Genomic DNA, 22,430 nt, shown 5'->3' with positions numbered 1-22,430 from the left:
CTTTCCCTTTTATTTTACCATTTACATATGTAGAGTTAAGTAACTGATTAAGTTTTCAGGATGATGATCAGGCCTAGGCGGATCTGTTGATAAAATATCCCCATCCACCCCAACTATTAATAATTGAGGAAATGAGTTCTTAGGGACATATTTCCGTATGAAATCATTTTTTGATCCAGTTCCTCCGGTGAACAATGTTATTGTGCCTTCAGCCGGACGGTATTTTCCTGCCCATGGATTGAGTTTGGAACGTTGCTGTTTTCCGATACTTAACTTCCACATTTTCGAATCTTTATCAACGCATAAGCTGACAAAAACTATTTTTTCTTTTTTTAATTGTTCGTGAACAATTTTCAACCCGTTATTACATTCTATACATGCTCCGCAGCCGGAATACCAAATATCAACCACAACTAACTTCCCAATAAAATCTGATAGACGAACATCTTTATTAAGGTGGTTTTTAAAGACGAAATCTGTTAAATTGGCCGTATCCCTTTTATTGAATGAATCGATTGTGGGGCCCGTTGAGTTTTGTCCGTTTGTATTTGAAAAAGAAAAGCCGAATATATTAATGGCTATAAGGCCTGTTAAAAGAATATTTTTCATGTTAATTACGTTTTAAAATGATGTCTTACCTATTGTTTTGTTGTATGCCTGACAATGCAATTACATCAGGAGGAATGGGTAAAACGAAACGGGGATCGTTTGGAGGCAATACATAAACTATTCCATTTAGGGTTCGCGTCAGCGTGATATTAAAACCTTCTTTATTTAAACGCCGGATGTCGTTCCAACGAAGTCCTCGCATAACAAGTTCCTTTCTTCGTTCCGTTAAGATGGTATTTAATAGCGTAGGGCCGGATAGGTTTACAAATGGGATATAAGTTCCCGTTTTATAGCGATTAGACAAAAGTGCATTCAAATCAGTCAGGGCCTTGTCGTTTTTTGCCGCTCTTGCATAACATTCGGCTCTGTTTAAATATAATTCGTCGGTTGCGATTTCATTAGAGACATTTCTACCACCTGAATAGCCGCCTTTTTGATTGATCGTAGTGCCGTTGATAGAAAAGTAAACAGCCTTCCGTAAATCATTTGTAGAATAGGAACGGTATAGCAAAGTATCAATGGAATATCCAACTGATCTAAATATTGAAATGGTCGGCGTACTGCCTACCAAATAGTTATTGTAAAGTAACTCATCATTGATCAATGGAAATGGAGATTTCGACGTTTTGCTTATTTGATTGTAATCAATTAATGTACTGTGCAATAATAACGCGCTATCAGCGTATAATCCCGCTTGTTCATAGTTCCTCATATTCAAATATATACGGGATAAAAATCCATAGGCCGCAGCCTTAGTAGGGCGATTAAAGTAATTTTTCACGTAGCCGACGGTTAACAAAGATTTGGCCTTTAAAACGTCGGATATGATCTGATCGTAGGTGGCCTGCAAAGTTGCTCTTATTGAAGGGCCATTGATATCTGCCGTTAAGCGTATTGGAATGCCTAAATCTGCACCGGCCGTAGTTTTGTCATACGGAAGAGCAAATACCTGGGCTAAATCAAAGAATATAAATGCTCTCATAAAAAGCGCGCTACCTTTAATGTTATCGTAATCCGCACCATTCGTTGAATTTCTGTCGATCCTACTTAGTTGTTCGAGCGCAACATTGGCCGTCAGAACTTCAGCATACGGAGCATCCCAATCTGAAACTTGGCCGTTTCCAGCAAAAATATCTTTCGCCCAGATGTAGGAATTTGCCTGATATGGCGCTATTAAACTGCCCCATGCAGTTGAAGACAGGTAGTAATCATCAGCGGCTAGTTCGCCTAATACCGGGCTTCGGTTAATGTCCTGCGTATTATCCAAAAGCAATTGCAAATCACTTAAAGAGCTGGGTACGTTTAGATTTGTTGCCGGTTTTTCATCCAGAAAGGACTTTTTACAACTCAATATAAATGAGATTGAACACATTAAAAGTCCGAAAAATATATAAGTAAGTTTTTTCATCTTTTTGATATTAATTATTTAAAAACTGGCTTTTAATCCTAAAGCAAAAGTTCTTGGATTAGGGTATATAGCATTACCATTTGGTACATAGTCCGGGTCTATCCCATCCTTATTTGCCCGCCAAAGAATGCCAATGTTGTTGATGTAAGCATATATCCGGACATTCGAAAACGGCATTTTGGTGAATTGCTGTTTATTAATGTCATAACTCAGGCTAATGTCTTGTAGCCGGATATGATCACCTTTGTCTATCAAAATGCTGGAGAAGTAATAAACTTGATCTCTTAAACTATTAGCAGGGTAGGTCATTGATGGAATATTTGTTTTTGCTTCATCCCCCGCCTTTTGCCATCGGTTATTAAAATCACCGTCCGGGAAATTTGCATTACCCGCGAAAAGCCTGCTGTAGTTTATAGAAGGCCGTCTAAAATAATATCCTAACTTATAAGTAATGTTAACGGATAGTGTAAGACGTTTCCAGGCAAAATCATTTCTTACACTCCCGAATGTAGTAGGGTTCGCAGTACCCTGATATTTAAGGTTGGATAAATTCATGGAGTTATATATACCAGAATAGTCTTTACTTAATTTGCCATCCAAATAAATCTGAGGATCACCGGTTGCATCAAGTCCGCCCCATTCAAATCCATATAATGAATATAAAGGATTGCCTACAATTGGATTTATACTTGAACTGAGCGCATTGTCGACATTCGAAGGTTTCAGAAGGTATTTGGTTACTTTATCTGTAGAATGACTTAACAAAAATGAAGTATTCCACTTGAAAACTCCATTAACGTTTACTGTGTTTAAAATAACGTCTATGCCTCTACCAGTCATATCTGCTGAATTGCCGGTAAAAGTGGTTACACCCGTTGTCGGATCGACCAAACTGGTCCCGATCAAATCGGTTCCCCTTTTAATGTAGTATTCTAAACTACCACTTAGAACATGACTAAATGCGAAATCTGCGCCGAAATTAGTAATATTCACCTTTTCCCACCTGAGTTGCGGGTTTGGCGGATTTGATAATGTGGAGTAAGGTTGCTGGTAATTATTAATAGTTTGAGGATCAATAGTTGCTGTCACCAAAGAAGATAAGGAGTTATCGACATTGCCCTGATAGCCGTTAGTTACTCTTAGTCGTAGATATGGAAGCCAATTTAAGCGATAAAATTTTTCTTTACTAAAATCCCAGCTCGCCCCTAATGACCACAGAGGGATTCCTTTTTGATTAGTATTTACACCAAATATGTTAGCTTCATCCTTTCTTGCACTTCCGGAAAATACATACCGGCTATTTAAAGTATACGCGATATTGGTAAAATAGGAAACGAACCGGTTGGTCGTACCCAAATGGGAGAGGTTGGAACTTATATTGCTGACCGAATAGGTTGGCATTAACAAATAAGTAGTTTTATAATCGATTGCTGCGCTTGAACCTAAATCGTCATAACCATATATCCTATTACTGGTATAATTTGTGGTGATATCCCGGACTTCGATTCCAGCTAAAACCGATAAGCTATTCCCATTATTCCATTCATGATCATAATTAGTTTGGGCACGTATGTTTTGGGAAATAGAAGATTGATATGCCTGGTCTAATATATTCCCCGTAGGAACTGGTCTGGTGTAAGTATTGGAAGCCGGATCATATTGTGTGAACTGATTAATATAATTCCTGGTGTAATAGCTTTGCGCATCATATAGTGTTTTTTGATCCGAATTTCCCTGGTCATACTGGTATTGGACAGATGCGTTAAGTCCTTTAAAAAAATTGTACCGTACCGCCGCATTGATTCTATACTCGGTTAAGGATGTAGAATTGTCATTTAGAGCAAGTTCATCAAGTGGGCGATAATTCCAATTTAATAGGTTGCCATTTCCTGCAGTATCAATATAGCCTTGTCTGTATTGATAAGGCACGTTAGCTGCGTTTCCATTCTGGTCTTTAAGTTTGACATATGGATAGGAAAATCCTAATGAATTCAAACCGTTATTGTCGGTTTTGTTTTTAGTAAAATATACGTTAGTAGTTATTTCAAGTTTTTTATTTAAAAGTGTATAAGTATTAGATCCGTTTAAACTTATACGATCAAAGTCATTACGGTTGAGGCTGTTTAAGTTTTTATCGAAGCCAGAACTGAAATAATATAGATTGTTATTTCCGCCACCTGAGATATTAATGTTGTATTGCTGATTAACGGCCTTTCTATAAAGGTATTTTGCCACATCATCGCGCGTATCCTGTCCTTTATACTGATTAATAGCTTTTGCAGAATCCGCTGACGATATTAATCCGTTTCTTCTTTTATCGAGCAGGTCAACAACTGGAGATACAATCGGAAAGGATGTGCTTGTTAGCGCGTTATCGTAAAAACCCTGTTTAAATAAATATTGTTCAACATTGATATAATTTGATGAAGAAAATTGTGGTGCATATCGTAAATCAGGCTTATTTCCTATAGTTATACTACTGTTGATTTCGACTTTGGGTGCTTGGTTAAATTTGCCTTTTTTTGTGGTAATGACGATTACACCGTTACCTGAAAATGCGCCCCATATTGACGCGGCGGCGGCATCCTTTAATACGGTAATAGATTGTACGTCATTAGGATTTATTGAAGATAGGTCCCCACTATATGGAAAGTTATCTATGACTATCAATGGATTGGGGTTTGCGAAAATCGTACTTCTGCCCCGAATTGCGATCGCTGAAGAATTATCGGTAACACCATTAGTATTCTTGTTAAAAATCAATCCGCTAGTTACTCCATCCAGCCTGTCTATAATATTAGTTCCTACACTACGATTTAATAGTTTATTATCAACATAGACGAAGCTTCCTGTGGCTCGTTCTTTTGCAACTGTTTGATATCCGGTTGAAACAACGCTTACTTCTTTAAGAATGCTCTGACCTGGGTGAAGTAAAATATTAAAAGGCCCAACATTATCGTCGATAAAGTTTATTTTGGCGGTTTCATAGCCAACAAAGCTGATTATTAATATCCCACGTTTATCGCTTGTCGCAAATGAAAAATTGCCATTTTCATCTGTAACAGTTGAAAGCAGTGAACCCTGTAATTTAATCGTTGCGCCCTTTAAGGGATGATTTGTTGTAGAGTCGGTTACCCGCCCTTTTAAAGCAAAATTTTCCTGTGCCGAAAGCTTAAAAAATGGACAAAGCATAGCCAGGACTATATAAAGTATAGTTTTTTTCATAAAAAATTTGAGGGTGTTAAACCGCAAATCATTTATGATATTAATTTTTCATACCTGATTTGCAGGCTGTTTTTTATAACTAAGAAAGAGAGCCCATTGGGCTGATAGGAAAAGCAGCCGAAGAAAAAGATTTAACTATTAACTGATCCTTTGGCTGCTTTAAAAATAATTATATAGGAGCTTTGGGCTTAAGAGGAAATAAAATCTGTTGGGGGCTTATGCCAGATGGAATGGCAACTATCTTAAGACTATAAAATGGGTCAACCTTTCCAATTACTTGAAAAACTTCAGCTTCTTCAATATGCTTAAAATTTGTATTAGTTTTCATTACTCGTTTAAATACGAGTCCCGTTGATATTAAAGCACTATGGCACCATGGGCCCTAAACACCGTACTACCAGGCTTCTGACGGCCTTGCCAACGGATTTACAATAGAGCCCATGACGCCATAGTGTACACAAAAGTACAACAATATAGTCATGGGCATAATCTATTGTCTCGTTGGCTGTAATTGTCAGAATTTGGTAGCCGAGACTCTTAATTAATACCCTGTCTAAAAGGGGGAATATTTTAACATCAATTTCAGTTCATTGAACTTCTTATCAAATTCAAATATAATACTAAACAATCATTTATTTAAATTTATTTTTAAATAAATGATTGTTTTTGTTACGCACTCGTCATTTAGAGACCGCTTCAATACTTTTAATAAAAAAGCAATTTTGAAATTAGAAGCGCCAGATAATTTTTTAGGTCCTTATTTGACAAAAAAGGGAAAAGACAGTGTTGAAATATCTGAAATAACCGGCATACCTATTAACAGTGTAAGGAAAATGCGGAGTGGAGAAACAAAGGCAATCCCAGCAATTGAACTTTATAAGATTTCTTTATTCACAAAAGACTTAATTAACCAGTTATTGAAAGAAGTATATCCAAATTTAAAATTAGATTCAATAGATAAGGTCGTCTCATCAAAAATAAGAGCAGATTCTACAGAACTCGGCAAAATAATTTTTTCTCTGGAAGATTATGATCTTAGCAACTTAGCCTATAAAACAGGAATTGAAAGAGATCGTTTACTCCGTCTTACAAAATTAGATTCGTCAAAGATTCAGTCACATGAACTTTATCTAATAGAATTGGCATCTGATAAGGAACCGGGGGAGCTTTTTGCTAATCTTTTTAAAGACGTCACACTTTAATTCTTACTCTTGTAGATTGTTTAATTCTAAAACTTTTTGCGATGGCTACTAAAGATCAAATCAAAAAGGAATTCTTTCTGTCCTTATTAAAAGTACTTATGAACTTGCAGTAAACTATGAAATTGTTGAAGGTATTGTCAACAAAGACTTATACGAAAAATATTAATGTTACTTAACGACCAATGAATTTAATTTAATACGCCTCGGCATATCACACCATATTGCGATAATTGCTACTGAATACCTGGCAGATACGGTCGAAAGATTTTATTGCTGTTGGCCTAAAAGAAGTAACGATATCAATCGTTATAAAGCCTAATTTCATAAATTTGAAGCAATTCACGAATCAATCTCATTCATGGCTGAACTCCACTTATCGATCAATTTTACGCAGCCAATCATACATCAGGAACTTATCCGTATTCTTTCACCGGTCTATCAATTATCCCCAGGTGACACAGTAAACCTAACTATCGCCTTGTCCAATAATATGGTGCATTCCGACAGCCTGTTGATCGCGGCCTCAGCAGTCAATTACTTACGTGAGATCGGTATCGATGTACAAATTACTATAGACGGTCATAGTACCTACGCCAGCCGCATTAACTTCTATGCCCTTATCGGCGTTCCCTTCCAGGAAGACTTTATCCGCCGCAACAGCACCGGCAGGTTTATTGAATTAAAATCTTTTGATAGGGAAACGCTTTACTCGTTGCAGGATGAGCTCAATATGATCCTTTATCAGAACGGGGGCATTGATAAAGAGGTCCTGCAATTACTGTTCTATTGCCTCGGGGAGATCATGGATAATATCATCGTCCATTCCGGCTTAAATGGCGGCTGGGTATCTGCCCAGTATTATCCCAACAAGCAGGAGATAAGGCTAACGATCTGCGATAATGGAAATGGCATCCACCACTCGCTAACTACCCATCCCGACAGCAAATACCAACAGGTATCAGAAGCTGAAGCACTTGATCTCTGTATACAACGCGGTGTTACTAATAGTGAAGGACTGGGCTTTGGATTATTTGCGACCTCTCAGTTTATTTTAAAGAACGACGGCGATCTGCTGATCTACTCCGGCGATCATTACCTGCTGGCCACACATGGAAATTATGAGGTCCAGGAAGGCGATTTTTATAAAGGAACCTTAGTATCCCTGCGGATCAACACGGATGTTCCGGTCGATTATAAAGACATTATGCCTGTTCATCATACGTTACCTGACGATTATGACTTTTTCATTGATAAGTATTTTGGTGAGGATAACGAACTTTGGTAATGATTTTTTGTATTTTTGTATAAATTAAAATGATGCGCATCGAGTTTTCACATATCGGCAAACAGCTTTCCACCCGTGTGGCCGGCGCAGCTATGCGTAAACAGATCATTGAGGGGATCGAAAAAAACGAAAGGATCGTTTTTGATTTTTCCGGTGTAGAGATCGTGTCCAATTCCTTTGCCGACGAATGCTTCGCCAAATTAATGATCCATTTCGACCTGCCGGTGGTAAAGGAGCATACTACCTTTCAAAATGCCTCCCCTTTTATAAAAGCGGTGATCGCCAATTCCTTTAAAGAGCGGTTGCAGGCGATACATGCCCATTAACCATCCCAGGAAACTGTATACGGCCTCTAATAGTCGCTCTTAACCTTTAATTTCTGATAATCATAGGCATTTTCGCTGTCGAGCACAGCCAGCTCGTCATAATATTTATTGGCGAGGTCCATATAATATAGGTACTTTTTTTTTCGTTCCGCCGCTTGCTGGTCAGTACAGCGCCAGACATCAACGGGGGCATATCGGCGGGCCAGTTCCCTACAGACCTCGGCTCTCAACACTTTCAGATAAAAGCTTTTCATTTTCAGGCTGTCCGCCCGGTCCGTCATCGCTTTAGCCGTCCGCAGATTATTGGTAGCCTTGGTACTGCTTAAGTCTGGATTGGCTATGATGCTGTTAAAGCGCAGGTAAAGCAATGCACGAAAAAACAGGCTGGTGGTATCTTTGGGATGCGTTTGTAGATTGCGGTCCAGGCTGTCTGTGAAAAGCTTGTACTTATTTTCTTTAGGCGTTAAAGTTCCATCATCCCAAGCGATCATGCCGGACACGACACGCACAGGGTGCTGCGCGCGAACCTGAAGAACAAATCCAAGGCTTAATACAGAAAGGACATAAGGGAAATATTTCATAGCATTATCAGATCATTGAATAACGATTATCAAAAATAACTTCGCTATTCATCCGAAGTGGTGGGTTAAGTCATCTTTTTGCGACTTTAGTCATCTTAGTTTATGCCCAAAGAAAGAGGAAACGAGAAAATTGCGAGAATGTTAGCAGTTAATCGAAGCGAAAAGTTTAATCTTTCTCCTTTTTACGCTGTAAGGCCTCTCCCTGATCATATATTTTTTCAATAAGTACCTGCAGATCCACAGGGAAGTTTTTGGTACAGTTCCCATTGAGGTTTTCCAGGTCGATCCCTTTCTCGCCGACGTTTTTCAGAAACCACTCATCCAAATCAGACTTAAACTGCTCAAACGGCACCTGGTGAAAGTAGCCCATTATTTCACCAAGCGAATTGAAATTAGGGTTAGCTGTTTTATCTTCCTGGTTAGTCATTGTTAATCGATTAGCTTAAATATAACAAAAATAATGAATGTCCAAAATGCAAATAGTTTCATTAATCGAAACAGGTGTATAGTTATGCTATCCAAAATTAATGAAATTGTTTGAATTGATTATACAGGTGTACTTTAATTCTAAATAACTGTAAAGAATTTAGAGATTAATGACTGATTTAGGACTTTTTTTATCAAGACGCTCGGTAAACAAGGCTGAAGTTTCCCGTCGTACAGGAATCAGCAAATCACGTCTCACCCAGTTATCCAATAATGCGGATACCAAGTTAACAGCGGAGGAATTGTATAAAATTGCTTTGTCTATTGGAGTTCCCCCGTGCGAATTGCTTACTTCGATATACCAGGGTGTCGTACTCGAAGAAAAATAAGGGGCAGGATGCTGGGAACAGGCTATTTCTTCTGATTTGAACCGGCATCAAAGGCCCATTTTACCATCATTTCCAAAGCCCGTACCATTTCGCTCCGGCCTTCTTCTGTAGAAATATTGATATCGGAAAATATACCGCCGTTAAACCGGGTATGCAGGATCGTATAATAGATGCCCCCAACGAGCAAAGCGGCTATGGCGCGAAAGTTAACTTCCGTGCCTTCAAAATTAGCATCCGTCAATTCGAGTAATTTCTGGCCGGTCATTTCCCTGGTATTATGGATGCTGCGCATCAGGGCGCTATCTGTGGAAACCTCCCAAAGGATCAGCTTTTGCATATCCTTATCTTCGTAGAAAGATTTGAATTGATTTTTTAAAATGCTGCTGATCAGTTGTTGGGTATCTGCCGGCGCATTCTCATTGATCGCCTCCTGGACTTTATTTCCAAATAAAATCCAGTAATCTGTTTTGATCACATATTGTTCGACCAGCCGGTCAAACGTCTCGAAGTTATCGTAAATGTGTTTTTTATGTACCCCGGCCACCCGAGCGACCTTATTCACGCCCAGTCCGGTATGTCCTTCCTTCTGGAAGATCTCTGTAACCGCATCGATCAGTTTTTGGTCGGTAAGGGCTTTGTTACGCGTCTTTTTGTTTGGATTCGATTTTTTCATAGGTATTAGGTTTAGGCCTTATTTTTATTCCTGACTAAAGGGGGCTTTGTATTATTTTGCGGCGAAGTTTCGCCAACTCATTAATTAATAATTAAACGTATAAATTAAAATAGACAAAATTTTCTAATTTATAAAAAATGGACTTGTTATGACAATATTAACTTAGTGTTAAATAAAACTATAGCCACTTATATCAACAGTTGGCTATAAATCTTTAACAGCAATCAAAAACCATTGATAAGATTCCCGATCAATCAACCAAACACCATAGAATCTCGTTCTACCCTCAGAGAATACCCGCCATCGTTTAAAATCATAAAACAAATGAAGCGCCTCCTGTCCTGGAAAGCCCCTAACGAAAAAATGGACAGGGGACGTTGGGGCCCCGGCTTTGCCGGGGCCGCCGGGAAGTTTTCAGAAATTATTGGGGGGATCGTAACAGCTCCTGGTATTTGCCTTTCAATGATTCATGGGTCATTCCCTTGGTGTTGGCCAGTTCGACAAACGATTTAATTGTCCGTTCCCTTGTTTTCCAGTGAAAGGAATAGACCAATACCTCACCCTGTAATTTAACGGTCAGGGGTATTGGCAGGCGGTGGTCGTGGGCATTTTGCAACATGACCATTTTACAGCAGGTATCATGGTATTCTTCATCATCGGTTGCGCCCTTCAGTTTAAATGCCAGTTTTTCCAACTGGCAACGGCGCAGGTCAAGTACCGGGTTAGTTTTGTGCGCCTTGACCTTACTTGTTTTTTGCTTCAGGTCGATGGTTAGCTGCTGTTCACTATAGCCGGGATAACGGGTATGGATTTCTTCCAGTGCAAACAACTTGTTCTTTTTATACACCCGTCTGACGAAGTTCTTTCGGGTTCGCTCCTGTGACAGAAAGACTTTACGTTCGATCAGTTCGGGAGTGATCGGTATTTTATCGCTCTTTTCAAAGTTCTTATACAGTTCACGTAGCAGGATCAGGATGGACATCCGCTTGCCACCCTCCTGTTCGGCGCGCATCAGTTCTGTCACTTGCTTTGCCGTGTATTCCTGACCGTGCTGTATCAGTTTCCGTATATAGCGGGTTTCTTCACTTTCCATTTGCTCCGGCTTCGCTACGGTTAGCTGGTTTTGGGATGTTCCGATAGGATAACGCTCCCCGTAGCTTTTAAGCTGCGCTAAAAATATTGTTCCCGTTCCGGGGTTTTCTTTATCCAGCTCATCCGCTTCCTGTTCCTCGGCATAGATGAGTTTCTCCCAATCCTCGTACTGGTGGTAACACAAACGGATGTCGAAATGGTGATATTCAATTTCCTCCCGGTTCATTGGGCGGGTCAAAAATGGCATGGCGTTGTATAATCCCATCGGACGGCGATTACGGTCGCACCAAATTTCCGAGTGCATGAACACATATATCCGTGGCGGGTATTTGGTCTGCGGTTTATAATAGTATTCCACCTTGCCCGATGGTTTTCGTGGTAAGGCGTTCATCCGGTCAAACTCCGCTTTTTGCCTTGGGGTCATGACAATGCCCGCTTTGAACTTTACCATAGCCTTATTACTTTTGGTTGCATTCCCGCATCATGGAGCGCAGGTATTCTTCAAACAGGCGTTCCCGGTTTCGTATTTCCTCCGCTTTCTTTATGCGCCTGTTCCATCCCCAAAAGAATAACGCCCAAAGGCCAAAGGCTATCCCAAAGGCGGGAAACGGGTTCTTTGCGTTCAAAGCCCCTAATAAAGCACCTGTAGAAATGAAGCAGGTGCCGATAAAATAGATGAATGTTTTCATGGTCGAGTTTTTAGTGTTGTTGTTAAAGCCTGGCCTCACCTGCACTTTGCAGGGATAACAGTTTTTGGTAAACGTCCTCCCAATACGCCTGTTGCCTTTCATCAAATGAGCGAAAGGCGGGGTCGGTATGTTGGTAATGGCGGTAGTCGTCCGCTTGCATAATAGCAAGCGGTAAATTGTCTATTTCGATAATTTTTCCATTCAGGTCACTGATTTTCATAGTAGTTTATTCTATTGTCGGTCTGTAATTTATGGAATTGAAGGAAGCGCAACCTTGATAGGCTGCACCCTGAAATCATGCAGGTTCATAAAAAAGCCCCGGTTAAAGAGCAACCCCTCCCGGAACAGTTGCCAAAGCAGGGATGCCCCCATATTGGCTAAGTTCGAGTTGATGAACAAGTCCTGTTTGGTGAGGGCTTCGGCAAGGGAACAGCTCGGTGTATTGTCGGTGGTATCAGCCATTTCCAGCAGGTCTTTAAAGGTCTCCGTTACAAACGGCAGCTTACCTACGGGCGCAAACTTTTCAGATTCCGGCTGTTTGTGTTTGCCGATGGTGGACAAAACGACCTGCCCTGTGTCCCGGCTGTTGCCCAAATCTATCCAGTATAAGGGCTGATTGCGGTCATAGTTATTGCGCTCTCCGAAGCCGTCCAGTATTTCGGAAATTTCAAACCTTGCTTTAGCCGTATCGACACAGGTAATAAAGAGGTTGGCTTTGCCCCCGTTAGGGGCTTGGGGTAATAGGTCTTCATTATACAGTTCTGTTACCGCTTTCCAATTCGTCCCGAAAAAACGATTGATACGGTTAATGAGTACCACACTTTTGTGCAAGCCTATTTCCGCTTCGGCAAAAAGCTGTCTGCCGAGGTTAGCCTCGCTTATGGTATCATTGTCATAAGCATACACTAGGAGGCCGGGATGGTTCAGGGCAAGCATGGCCTGATGGATACGGGCAAGGCAGGTGAGCATCTGGCTGCCTGTCCCGCCTGTGCCAATAAGGTTCACTGTTACGGGGTTGGTTGGGTTGCCTAAATATTTGTGGGCGATATGTACGGGTGTTATCGTGTTCATTGGATGAGATTTTTGAGTTGGTAACGGTTTTCAATTAATACTTCGGTTGGAAAATTGGCTTTGGTGGCGCAGAGGCTTTGCCATAGTTGCACGATATTGCCTGTAACTGGAGAATGGCCGCCAAACAGGTGGCTGAAATAGCTGTTAAAAAAGTAGTCCTGCCATAGGTTTATGAACTGTTCCAAACCGCAGTCTTTGGGGATACCGATTTGTACATTGCCCATACAAACCCTGCCGTCCGCATACACATTAAAGAACGGGGCATGGCAAAGCGGTGTTTCTTCGCTTACCACCCCGTCTTTGATGGCGAATATTTGCAAGGCGTTTCGGCTTGCCCTCCAAATCAATGCGGGTATCGCTGCGGTTTCCGAGGGGATGCCGAGGCTTTCGGTGAACAGCAATTTAACGTGCTGCGGTTCGGTTCGCCATACGGCATAGCCGTCAACGGTACTTTTCAGGTAAAGGATGTTTGGAGGCAGCAAACCTTTCGGGTTGAGAAAACCCAACGCTTTTTTTTGACTGGCTTGCAGGGCTTTGGCTAAGGCGTTGCTTTCTCTGATGGATAAAGGATGCCCGTTGATGGGGCAACCCTGTTTGTCCATATCGAAGCTTTCTACATAATAGTCGCTCTTATCATCGTAACCCTTTTTCTCACGCTGGTAGATCACGAGCGCTTTTACAGGTAAATGGAGGTGTCCGAAGATGTTGGTTAAGTCTTTCATGGTTTTTTGTATAAAAGGGTACACAGGTCGTCGATGATCTCAAAGACCTCACATTCATAATTCAGGTCATCGGCATATTTGCCTTTGGGTTCGTTAAAGTGGGTAACGAGTTCCGGCTCCTGGAACGATGGACGTTCGTTAAAGTCCGTGTTCACCATGCTGAATACATCATCACTCAGCGCATCGTCCCCGCTCCCGATAAAGGAAATGTATTCCGTCATTCGGATGATGTTATCATCCCGGTAATAATCGTCCTCTTTTTCATCTGTTATTGGCTCGCTGCAATGCAGGTACAGGTGGTTATGGGTATAGGCTGCCGACAGTTTTAAGGTTTTTTTAGCAAGTTGAAGACAGGCGGTTTCGTAGGTACTTTTCGGTATAAAAGCATTTGCCAATGCCTCAAAGCCTGTCAGCGTGTCTTTTTGCAGCATTTTGGCCTGTATAAAATCCCCTTGTATTTCCGCAGACTTCAGGGCTTTTTTCTTTGCACGGTATTCGGCTTTGTCCAAACTGTCCTTATCGTCTTCTATCCAGTCTTTCAGTATATCATAGGTATAAGCCATATAATTGTCCCCGTCACGATAATTTTCTACCCCCGCCCTGATATAGAGGTAAGCGCAAACGGCGGTGAGCAGTTCAGCGCATTTTTTCTGCGCCCTGTTCTTCCATAATTGGTAAAGGGGCATCACCGGGATGTAATACAGCCCGAAGTCACGGGCGAAACTTTCCTTAACGGACAGGCAGGTACATCCGTCCTCCTGTTCGGTTATCAGCAATTCCCGGTAACGGTTCTTTACTTTCAGCTGCTTGTTGACCTCCTTTTCTGCGGATAATATATTATAGGGATAGGGCAAGCTGCGCAGGTTAGTGACGTCCATACCGTAGTGCTTTTTCAGAAAAGAGAGGGATTTAAAGAAATCCCGCTCGGTTGCTTTGCGTTCCGGCAATACTTCCGCAGGTTGGTACATCTGCAAAAAGCTGTGCCTTAAAAAACCATCGGCAGCAGGTGCTGCGGGGCTGAACGTGGTTTGTTCAGTCTTGCCTCCCGTGCATCGGGTAGCCTGTCGAGGTCTTGGGCGAATTGTGCGATTTGCTGATGTAGTTTCCATTGCTGCGGGTTTCTTGTTTTGATGCGTGCTTTATCTTCCTTTTTCATCTTTTAGCCTTTTGTGCCGATGGTCGATACGAACTCGTACTCCCGGCAGTCGTTATTGATCTCGGGGCCTGATATTTTGGCGTTATTGAGGATAGCGTACAAGTTGGCGTAGTGGTTGCAAACCGCTTCGGGGCTAAATTCCTCGTTGGGGTCGGTCAGTCTTATCTTCTGTCCGTTCTCGGAGTGGATGAATATGCGTGGTAATAATTTTGTGACTAACATGGCTTTACGTTTTAGGGTTATGAATTAAATGTCAGGGTGGCTTGCGCCATCAGGTCTTTTTTGCGGTTGAGGTCTGCCCGTTTGTTTTTGAGTTCGTTTTCCTTTTCGGGGTATTCTTCCACAGTTGGCAGCAGGTCGAGGGCTTCCTCGTATTTGCAGCGGTCGTTCAGTTCCGCAATGCTTTTCATAATGCCCTCATACTTCTTTTTCTTGTCCTCTTTCAGCTCGGGTATCTCTTGGTCTGTCTCGTTTTTCGGTGTAGTTCCCGTAGTGGCGGTTTTTGCCTTTTCCTTATTTTTCTTATCCTGTTCCATTTTTGAGGCGGTCTTGGCTGCTTCCACGCTTTTCAGGTGGGCTTCCATATTGGTGTACAGTTCGGAGGTCTTAGGCAGGGCTTCGGTCACCTTGTCAAAAAATCCTTCGTCCAAATCCTGTGCAGTCCCGCACAGGTTCATGGGGATAATCAGTTTGGCAGCATTGTCCCCGCAATGCAGGGCGGTAAAGAGTTCCGATACGGTAAAGTTGCCGTTGGCATCTACCTGTATCGCCAGTTTCCAAATGCCGGGGGTGTTCAGGGTCGCTATATGTTCAAAAAAGTTCGTTTTCATGTTCTTAATTTTTAGTGTTGGCGTTTTGTTTCTTTCTCTCCAGTAATATTTCGAGGATGTCGTAATCGGCTTCGTAGGTTTCCCCCTCGAATGTATAGTCGTCCGTTTCCTCGTTATAGCTATATTGTTCAAAGTCTTCGTTTTCCAAACAGGTATCTATCAATACCCCATTTTCATAGGTGTACTGCCCATAGATGCCGTTGCCTGTTTCCGAATAATCAAAGCGAAAACCAACTCCGTAGTGTTCTGCTATTTCCTGTATAACCTCCACGTTCGGCGACCATTTTGTTTCATAATAAAGGATGTCACCATCCCATTGGATTTGAAACAGCCAGTCCCTATCCCCTTTACTGGACGGGGGAAGTTGCCCGTGTTCCGTTACCTTTTCTTTCGCTGCCATTTCTTCAAATAGCGTTTGCAGGGCGGTTAATTTATCTTTGTCGTTGGTGGTAAATTCCACCATATTGCTGCACCAGTTTGCCATAATTTTAATTTTTAGGGTTGTTTTTCAGGTTAATTAAATGGTTAGCCGACCTGCCGTCCGCAGTAAACAGGTATTCGTTCGCCACCATGGTTTCAATAACAGCGGTATCGCTTATCAAAAACTCGTATTGGTTTTCAAGGCTCTTGTAGAGGTATTGGTTCAGGTGTTTCGCCACGTCCCGCAATCCTATTTCGAGGTTATCCAGTTCCTCGAATAGCAGTTCGTGGTTTCTGCCGTTTTCGTTAACGACATAAATCCCCAAATCCACGGTTACATCGTATTGCTTTTGCCTCCCTATGATTTGCGGTTCATTGGGCAGGATGCCATTTTTGACCAATTCCAGTACCCTGCGGTCAATGGTCGGCAACTGGAACGGGAACTCCTGTTGGGGCGCATAGTCTTTCCATGATTGTTGGGCGATGGCGTTAAAAAGTTTGGAGAAATCCACCTTTGCGGAAAATGCGCTGCCGTCACCCTGCGAATAGAAACCGCTGAATTTGATACTGTCCTTATCTACGGCAATGCCGAGGTGGGAAACCAATTCGATAAAGTCCTCGTATTCATGCTCCCACCAGTCGAAGCCAATATTTAAGTCCCGGTAAGTGGTGAGGGCTTTTTCTTTGGCTTCTTTGGTAAGTTCCTTGAAACTGTATAGTTTAAGTGTTATCGTTTTCATCTGTTATGATTTTAAAATGAGGGGGATCGCTCCCCCTATTGAATGTTAGTTGAGGGTCAATGCTTCTGCTCCGCTTTTGGCATAGCTGGTACATAAATCAAATGCAGCCTGTGTGCGCAGTTGTCCCGTACCGCCTATGATGGATTTTACTTTGGCTTCATCGTCCTTGTATTCCTTGACATTCTGGAAGTAGCCCGTTACTGCATTGAATGCGCCAAACAAAGTGCCTTTGGTGGTTTCGGTCTGTTGGGTAGGGCTTGCCATAGCGTACATAAAGGCGTTATCACAGATATTTTTGAATACGGTGGACAATTCTTCACCTGTTTTCAGGCTTTTCAGCACTTCCTTGCTCGGTGCCATTGCCTGTTGGATCAGGCTCATTACCTCTTTATCAGAGATGCGTACCTTAGTCCACTGGTTAAAGATGCCATCCAGTTCATCGGCCATTTTGTTAGATATGCCCATAACCTTGTGGGCTTCTTTCAACCTGTCCTCTGCGTTGGCGGTATGCCTGATTTTGATCGTATTGGAGCTGTTACGAAGTGCAGCACCGAGGGTATTCTGGCAGACAACTCTAACCGGGGTAAATGCTGCGGTGATACTACCCGAGCCATCGTGCGAGGTGGTCAAAAAAAGGTATTTCTCAATAAAATCGTCGTTTCCTACACGAATATAGCCGGGGAGTTTAGCAGTAATAAAAATGCGTTCGCCGTTGCCTAAAGCCCCTGCGGTTTCGTATTGCATCCCGTCCCCGCCAACTATAGCATCAAAAAAGCTGAATGCGTCACGGTTCTGTACGATACTGTAATCCCTGCCTACTACGCCCAATACGGTATTGTTATCGGTGCGCATGGTGGCATAATAGTTAGGAACGGCAATGTCCATACCTGCTATTAATTCCCCTGCGTTGCCAACTGTCATTGCCCTGCTTTGGGTAAATAAGGGTGATTTGATAACCTCGTAATCAAGCCCTGCAAAAGCTAATGCTTCCTTACTGGTGGGGTAGTCTGCTACGATTTGCCCTAATCCGTGCCATGCTTTTTCCTTTACGCTAAAAAAACTGTGCTGTCCTGTCTGTTCGTTGAAATTGATGTTGTGTGCCATGATGTTTTAATTTTGATTTTGAAATAAATAGGATTGCTAATAATTAGAATGGCAAATCGTCTTCGTCCTTGCCTGTACCTGTTGCTCCTGCAACTTCCTTTGCAGTTTCTTTTTTGTCCGCCTTTTGTCCTGTTTGAGTGGTCAGCGAAAAAAGCTTGATAGTGTCGCAGGTGCAAATCAATCTCGCCTGCAACCCTTTTGTTTGGCTTTGGTAGGCTTGTGCTTCCATCCAGCCCTGAATTTCTACAACCGCGCCTTTGGTGAGGTATTCAGCAATGCCAGAATTTCGCCAGTAAGCGCAATCAATGAATGTGGTTTTTTCCTGTTTTTCGCCCGCCTTGTTTTTCCATCTTTGGTTGATGGCTACGGTAAAATTGATTACCTGTTTGTCTCCTTTGACCGCTTTGCACTCTGCGTTTGCGGTTACTCGTCCTGTGAATAGCATAATTTTTAATTTTTTAATGAATAATTATTTTGTTTCGTTTTCCTTTTCTCGCCGTGACTTTTGGGATGATTTTTTTCAAAAGAAAAAGGGAAAAAAGAAAGCAAATCTTAAAGCCCGGCAGTGGGCAAGAGGAAACGGAATAAGTCCCGCAGGGTGAAAAGCGAGGATACGAGCTTTTCATTATGCCGTAGTCTCTTGCAAACCCAACGACAGCTCCGGGATTGATTTTAGCTGCGCTTTTTACCCGTTTCGACTGAAAAAATTATTGATTTAATTAAAAAATGCCATTGGAGCCATAGGCAATCAGTGTTTCAAAAGACATGGAGAAAGGAACTCAAGCTTTGAGATATGTGACGGCTCAAAAGAAAATAAATGGTGTTAAAAAGGGAGGTGGTGTGGGGGGAAGCATCAGGGATTGGAAGCGTATCCTTCGATAGAAGATATAGCGGAAAGCCCGCCCGAAGGGGATGCCATGAGAAAAAAAGCAGGATGCTATTTGGTATTCCGAGGCATTAGCCATAACATTATCAAAAAGGTGTGTTAAGCGTGCCGGGTAGTGTTTAGCTAAATTGGAGAATATTGGTTATATTGATCAGAACTATATTGGTTGGTAGCTTATCCTTTTTTTTGCAATTTTGTAATACAAAGTCCATTAAAATGTCGGGAACCAACAAATTACCACTCAATTTATATGCCGAAGCTTTTGGTCAGTATGCGATGGTACAGCCAAATACTTTTGATATCAGGTCAAAGGACGGCCAAATGCTTGTACAGTTTGGAGGTAATGTTTACCAGGTATCTCATTTCAACGATCTAATGGCGACCTATAAAAGCTATTTCGACATCGATCATAGTTTGATCTATATTGAACTACCGGCTGCAATCTGGAACATTTTTGTAGCCGAAAAAATTGTGATCGACCCGGATAATTTTATCATCGACCTGTACCGCGCCTGGGAAATGATATGGGACAAACAGCTGGCCATTTATGATAATCCGCAAAAATATGATTATGACAAGCAACAATCGTATGCGGATTTCAAACACCTGACCTATGAAATCCATAAGCATCGCTGGGAAGAAGTATTCGATATTGCTCAGATTGATCCAGTTATACTTTTTCCGGCCCTTGCAATGGCAATCAAAGGTCAATATAGGAATGAACTGGTATTTTATAGGGAATGCGTTTCGCTAATGACAAGTGAGTACCATGATCAAATTGGCAACGGGTTTGTTTTCGAGCAGGTTAATCTGCTTCAAACGGATGATAAGAGGGAAATATTTTTTATTTACAGCGTAGACGAGCAGTTTATAACAGTTTAATCTTTGCAGTCGTTATTCAAGATGGGATGATTATTCCGGGGAAAGTATACCACCATTCCGCTGCAAAAGGGGCCAGCATTTTAAGGTGTAAACGAGCAGTCAAAGCTCCATCATCACTAAGCAGTGTGATTTGCAGTAAACTTAGTGATTTTTCTTATTCCGCATAGATTTACCCGTTAAAGCAATTCTATGCGCAGAAGCTGCCAATCTGTCCATGATCGCATCGGCAAGCGTTGGCTCATCAATAAAGTTATACCAGTTATCTACCGGCAGCTGTGATGTGATGATGGTAGAGCCATTACCATACCTGTCTTCCAGGATATCCAGCAAGGCGATCCTGGAATCGTTAGATAATGCCTTTAGCCCGAAGTCATCCAATATCAAAAGCTTGTTAGCGGAGATAGCCCTGATCCATTTGAGATAGGTGCCGTCCAGCCTGGCCTGGGCCAGTGATTCCAGAAACTTGTTCATGCTGTAATAAAGGGTTCGGTAACCAAGCAGGCAGGAACTGCGCCCCAGGGCACAAGCCAGAAAGGATTTTCCGCAACCTGTAGCACCGGTGATCAATACATTTTCTCCTTTGGCGATAAACATCCCATCAGATAATCTGAGCACCTGCTCCCGGGTGATTCCCCGGTCAGGTGTGCAGAGAATATCTTCAGGTAAGGCATGATACCGGAGCTTGCTGTAGTTGAGGTACTTTTGTGTGCGGGCATGGTCACGGTACTCTATCTCGGCTTGGGTGAGCATACCGATCAGGGAGTGTACGTCCTGGAGTTCATGTACGGGAAGCAATAGTGTTGCCTCATACCGGTTAGCCATACCGCTTAGTTTAAGCGATTTCAGCTGGTCTAAAGTGTTTTGTGTGTTCATTTGATTTACTTATTTTTAGTTTTCATTGTATGCCTCCGGGCCTCTTAAGTTGACATGAATGGGGATGCGGTATTCTTTGGTAATTTGCTCTTCCATCAGGTCCATATTGTTGGCCAGGATGTTTTTAATGGCGGTATAGCTAAACTTGCTGCCGCTTAATCCTCGCGCGCAGGCCGCCTCCATCCGCACCGGGCCATAGGCACTGATCAGCCTGAGCAGACCCAGGCACGAGGTATAGGACTGTTCAATAACCTTTTTGCTGTCCATGAGCTTTTGAAAAAAGGCATGGGTACAGGGCCCGGCCTCCATTGCCTTTTGCAGGTAATATGCCGAGCTAAAGCCCCTGGTCACCAAATGAGCCTGATGGCTGGCGGGCATGTGTTCTGTGATGGTCGTGTACTTATGGTTTCGGTAATCCCTTTTATGCAGGGCGATGCGCTGGCCACTGTAATAGATCTCCACCGTGTCCTGGCAATAGATGAGGCGTACTTCCTTGCCGATAAAGCGGAACGGCACGCTGTAGTAATGCCAGTCTTCTCCGACCAGGACATGGTAGCTTTTCTGAACTTTCGCTTTGGTATAGTGACGGATGTAATATGCGGTTTCGGGCATGGGTTGCAGCAAGGCTTTTTCCTGCCCGGTAAATAACTCCTGACGACTAAAAGTCTTCTTCTGGAAGTTGATCTGGTGATGCTGGTCCAGCTTGGCCCATATGGCCTGATTGAGTTCAGCCAGGCTATGGAACGTTTCGTTCCTTAACTTGGCGTAAATGCGCATATAGGTGATCCTGACCAGACCCTCTACCGCCGGTTTATCTTTGGGTTTATAAGCCCTGGCAGCGAATAAAGCGATATGGTTATGGTTTGACCACTGCTGGAGCATTTCGGTGAACTGGGGTTCATACCGGCAGGTCTTGGATACCCACTGCCTCATGTTGTCCGACTTAACCCCCAATGGCACACCGCCAAGGTAATCCAGTGTGTTGTTGAGCGCTTTCACTACCTGGGGTAGTCTGGCGTTAGGCAGGGCTTCTACATAGCCATAGCCGCTATAGGGAAGCACGGCAATAAACACCGGGCAGGCGATCACCTCGCCGGTAGACAGGTCAACATAATGCAGCGGTGCACCGGCGAAATCCACTTGCAGTAGTTTACCCGGCTGGTGCTCAAAGTGCATGGTCGCGCTGTTCAGCTTCTGTTGTTCCTGTAAAAGCTCACAGAACCTGGAATACTGAAAGCCCTCCGGGTAATCCTTAATATATTCCTCCCAAAGCAATAAACGGGTAACGCCTTCTTTGGCCAACTCGTGCGTATGGAGCCCGATCAGGCTGTTAAAGTGAACCTTGCGGGGATCTGTTTCTTCCGCCAGGGGTTTGCTTATTCCTGCGATCTCGTCGAGTTTACGGTCATCCAGGGCCAGCAGTTCGCTAAAACTTAAATCCGTTTGAGCAAACTTAACCAGGTAGTTAGCAATGGTTTTCCTGTTGGTGCCCGTTTCCCGTGCAATTGATCTTTGTGAAGCTCCACGCTCCAAAAACAGGAGCAGTTGTCGTACTTTATTCATATTAAGCAGCTTATTTGCCATTCCATTTGGTGATTAGTGTGACCTGATCAAACCTATGATTAACGGCAGGTTAACCTGCTTAGTGGTATACTTTGGAGCGGAATAAGTGGTATACTATTGCCGGAATGTCAGCCCTTTTACACGCTGACCGATGGAAAAAACATCCTTTCCCGGTGATCTTTTAGCAACCTCTTATCTTTTGACTGGCCCCTTTTGCAGCGGAATCACTGGTCCCTTTTGTAGCGGAATCACTGGTATACTATGGAGCGGAATATCCA

The 22,430-nt window shown here is 42.6% G+C and carries 26 protein-coding genes; 5 read left to right on the top strand and 21 right to left on the bottom strand.

What is annotated here, in order from left to right:
* Window positions 1–21: 21 nt before the first annotated feature.
* The 4 genes from ABIX36_RS13870 to ABIX36_RS13855 all read right to left on the bottom strand — a co-directional run bounded on the left by ABIX36_RS13870 (window position 22) and on the right by ABIX36_RS13855 (window position 5,570).
* Window positions 22–609 (bottom strand): thioredoxin-like domain-containing protein, encoded by a 588-nt coding sequence (locus ABIX36_RS13870; protein ID WP_348082762.1) that lies wholly within the window; start codon window positions 607–609, stop codon window positions 22–24.
* A 25-nt stretch (window positions 610–634) separates the two neighbouring features.
* Entirely contained in the window at window positions 635–2,017 is a 1,383-nt protein-coding gene (locus ABIX36_RS13865; RefSeq protein WP_348082761.1) for a RagB/SusD family nutrient uptake outer membrane protein, read from the bottom strand.
* An 18-nt stretch (window positions 2,018–2,035) separates the two neighbouring features.
* The gene (locus tag ABIX36_RS13860) at window positions 2,036–5,242 is read right to left on the bottom strand and encodes a SusC/RagA family TonB-linked outer membrane protein (RefSeq protein WP_348082760.1); all 3,207 of its coding nucleotides are present in this window, start codon (window positions 5,240–5,242) and stop codon (window positions 2,036–2,038) included.
* A gap of 169 nt (window positions 5,243–5,411) precedes the next feature.
* On the bottom strand, window positions 5,412–5,570 hold the full coding sequence (locus tag ABIX36_RS13855; protein ID WP_348082759.1) for a hypothetical protein: 159 nt from the start codon (window positions 5,568–5,570) through the stop codon (window positions 5,412–5,414).
* Between the two features lie 394 nt (window positions 5,571–5,964).
* Here ABIX36_RS13855 and ABIX36_RS13850 point away from each other — a divergent pair, with 394 nt between their 5' ends.
* The 3 genes from ABIX36_RS13850 (at window position 5,965) to ABIX36_RS13840 (ending at window position 8,055) form a co-directional block, all read left to right on the top strand.
* The gene (locus ABIX36_RS13850; RefSeq protein WP_348082758.1) at window positions 5,965–6,444 is read left to right on the top strand and encodes a hypothetical protein; all 480 of its coding nucleotides are present in this window, start codon (window positions 5,965–5,967) and stop codon (window positions 6,442–6,444) included.
* Window positions 6,445–6,802: 358 nt separating this feature from the next.
* Window positions 6,803–7,729, top strand: a complete 927-nt coding sequence (locus ABIX36_RS13845; protein WP_348082757.1) for an ATP-binding protein — start codon at window positions 6,803–6,805, stop codon at window positions 7,727–7,729.
* A gap of 29 nt (window positions 7,730–7,758) precedes the next feature.
* Window positions 7,759–8,055, top strand: coding sequence for an STAS-like domain-containing protein (locus ABIX36_RS13840; RefSeq protein ID WP_348082756.1), 297 nt, complete (start codon window positions 7,759–7,761; stop codon window positions 8,053–8,055).
* 26 nt (window positions 8,056–8,081) lie between these two features.
* Here ABIX36_RS13840 and ABIX36_RS13835 read toward each other — a convergent pair whose 3' ends face one another.
* A complete protein-coding gene (locus tag ABIX36_RS13835; protein WP_348082755.1) occupies window positions 8,082–8,636 on the bottom strand; it encodes a hypothetical protein in 555 nt (184 codons plus the stop codon).
* A gap of 166 nt (window positions 8,637–8,802) precedes the next feature.
* Entirely contained in the window at window positions 8,803–9,063 is a 261-nt protein-coding gene (locus ABIX36_RS13830) for a hypothetical protein (RefSeq protein ID WP_348082754.1), read from the bottom strand.
* A gap of 169 nt (window positions 9,064–9,232) precedes the next feature.
* On the opposite strand from ABIX36_RS13830, the gene ABIX36_RS13825 reads away from it, so the two are divergent.
* Entirely contained in the window at window positions 9,233–9,451 is a 219-nt protein-coding gene (locus ABIX36_RS13825) for a helix-turn-helix transcriptional regulator (protein ID WP_348082753.1), read from the top strand.
* Between the two features lie 22 nt (window positions 9,452–9,473).
* Here the strand turns inward: ABIX36_RS13825 and ABIX36_RS13820 are convergent, their stop codons facing one another.
* The 13 genes from ABIX36_RS13820 to ssb all read right to left on the bottom strand — a co-directional run bounded on the left by ABIX36_RS13820 (window position 9,474) and on the right by ssb (window position 18,393).
* A complete protein-coding gene (locus ABIX36_RS13820) occupies window positions 9,474–10,124 on the bottom strand; it encodes a hypothetical protein (RefSeq protein ID WP_348082752.1) in 651 nt (216 codons plus the stop codon).
* 421 nt (window positions 10,125–10,545) lie between these two features.
* Window positions 10,546–11,667: a hypothetical protein gene (locus ABIX36_RS13815; protein WP_348082751.1), complete on the bottom strand. Its 1,122-nt coding sequence runs from the start codon at window positions 11,665–11,667 to the stop codon at window positions 10,546–10,548.
* A 7-nt stretch (window positions 11,668–11,674) separates the two neighbouring features.
* Window positions 11,675–11,905 carry a hypothetical protein gene (locus tag ABIX36_RS13810; protein ID WP_348082750.1) on the bottom strand — a complete coding sequence of 77 codons (231 nt, stop codon included), beginning with the start codon at window positions 11,903–11,905 and terminating at the stop codon, window positions 11,675–11,677.
* A gap of 22 nt (window positions 11,906–11,927) precedes the next feature.
* Window positions 11,928–12,125: a hypothetical protein gene (locus ABIX36_RS13805; protein WP_348082749.1), complete on the bottom strand. Its 198-nt coding sequence runs from the start codon at window positions 12,123–12,125 to the stop codon at window positions 11,928–11,930.
* Window positions 12,126–12,154: 29 nt separating this feature from the next.
* Entirely contained in the window at window positions 12,155–12,976 is an 822-nt protein-coding gene (locus ABIX36_RS13800; RefSeq protein ID WP_348082748.1) for a PRTRC system ThiF family protein, read from the bottom strand.
* The gene (locus ABIX36_RS13795) at window positions 12,973–13,698 is read right to left on the bottom strand and encodes a PRTRC system protein B (protein ID WP_348082747.1); all 726 of its coding nucleotides are present in this window, start codon (window positions 13,696–13,698) and stop codon (window positions 12,973–12,975) included. The genes ABIX36_RS13800 and ABIX36_RS13795 overlap by 4 nt, the downstream gene beginning before the upstream one ends.
* Window positions 13,695–14,807, bottom strand: coding sequence for a hypothetical protein (locus tag ABIX36_RS13790; protein ID WP_348082746.1), 1,113 nt, complete (start codon window positions 14,805–14,807; stop codon window positions 13,695–13,697). The genes ABIX36_RS13795 and ABIX36_RS13790 overlap by 4 nt, the downstream gene beginning before the upstream one ends.
* Before the next feature lie 50 nt (window positions 14,808–14,857).
* The gene (locus tag ABIX36_RS13785; RefSeq protein ID WP_348082745.1) at window positions 14,858–15,076 is read right to left on the bottom strand and encodes a PRTRC system protein C; all 219 of its coding nucleotides are present in this window, start codon (window positions 15,074–15,076) and stop codon (window positions 14,858–14,860) included.
* 17 nt (window positions 15,077–15,093) lie between these two features.
* Window positions 15,094–15,684, bottom strand: coding sequence for a PRTRC system protein E (locus tag ABIX36_RS13780; protein ID WP_348082744.1), 591 nt, complete (start codon window positions 15,682–15,684; stop codon window positions 15,094–15,096).
* A gap of 4 nt (window positions 15,685–15,688) precedes the next feature.
* The gene (locus tag ABIX36_RS13775; protein WP_348082743.1) at window positions 15,689–16,168 is read right to left on the bottom strand and encodes a hypothetical protein; all 480 of its coding nucleotides are present in this window, start codon (window positions 16,166–16,168) and stop codon (window positions 15,689–15,691) included.
* A gap of 4 nt (window positions 16,169–16,172) precedes the next feature.
* Window positions 16,173–16,844: a hypothetical protein gene (locus tag ABIX36_RS13770; protein ID WP_348082742.1), complete on the bottom strand. Its 672-nt coding sequence runs from the start codon at window positions 16,842–16,844 to the stop codon at window positions 16,173–16,175.
* A 45-nt stretch (window positions 16,845–16,889) separates the two neighbouring features.
* Window positions 16,890–17,948 carry a DUF932 domain-containing protein gene (locus ABIX36_RS13765; protein ID WP_348082741.1) on the bottom strand — a complete coding sequence of 353 codons (1,059 nt, stop codon included), beginning with the start codon at window positions 17,946–17,948 and terminating at the stop codon, window positions 16,890–16,892.
* A 43-nt stretch (window positions 17,949–17,991) separates the two neighbouring features.
* On the bottom strand, window positions 17,992–18,393 hold the full coding sequence (ssb, locus tag ABIX36_RS13760) for a single-stranded DNA-binding protein (RefSeq protein WP_348082740.1): 402 nt from the start codon (window positions 18,391–18,393) through the stop codon (window positions 17,992–17,994).
* 657 nt (window positions 18,394–19,050) lie between these two features.
* On the opposite strand from ssb, the gene ABIX36_RS13755 reads away from it, so the two are divergent.
* The gene (locus ABIX36_RS13755) at window positions 19,051–19,716 is read left to right on the top strand and encodes a hypothetical protein (RefSeq protein WP_348082739.1); all 666 of its coding nucleotides are present in this window, start codon (window positions 19,051–19,053) and stop codon (window positions 19,714–19,716) included.
* Window positions 19,717–19,857: 141 nt separating this feature from the next.
* Here the strand turns inward: ABIX36_RS13755 and istB are convergent, their stop codons facing one another.
* Together istB and istA are read right to left on the bottom strand one after the other, a co-directional pair.
* Window positions 19,858–20,589 (bottom strand): IS21-like element helper ATPase IstB, encoded by a 732-nt coding sequence (gene istB, locus ABIX36_RS13750; RefSeq protein WP_348082738.1) that lies wholly within the window; start codon window positions 20,587–20,589, stop codon window positions 19,858–19,860.
* 15 nt (window positions 20,590–20,604) lie between these two features.
* A complete protein-coding gene (istA, locus tag ABIX36_RS13745) occupies window positions 20,605–22,152 on the bottom strand; it encodes an IS21 family transposase (RefSeq protein WP_348082737.1) in 1,548 nt (515 codons plus the stop codon).
* Between the last annotated feature and the right edge of the window lie 278 nt (window positions 22,153–22,430).

The sequence above is a fragment of the Mucilaginibacter sp. genome (assembly GCF_039925265.1).
Lineage (GTDB): Bacteria > Bacteroidota > Bacteroidia > Sphingobacteriales > Sphingobacteriaceae > Mucilaginibacter.
The sequence above is the reverse complement of the archived record's forward strand: the minus strand, read 5'-3'. Positions and strand labels throughout refer to the sequence as shown.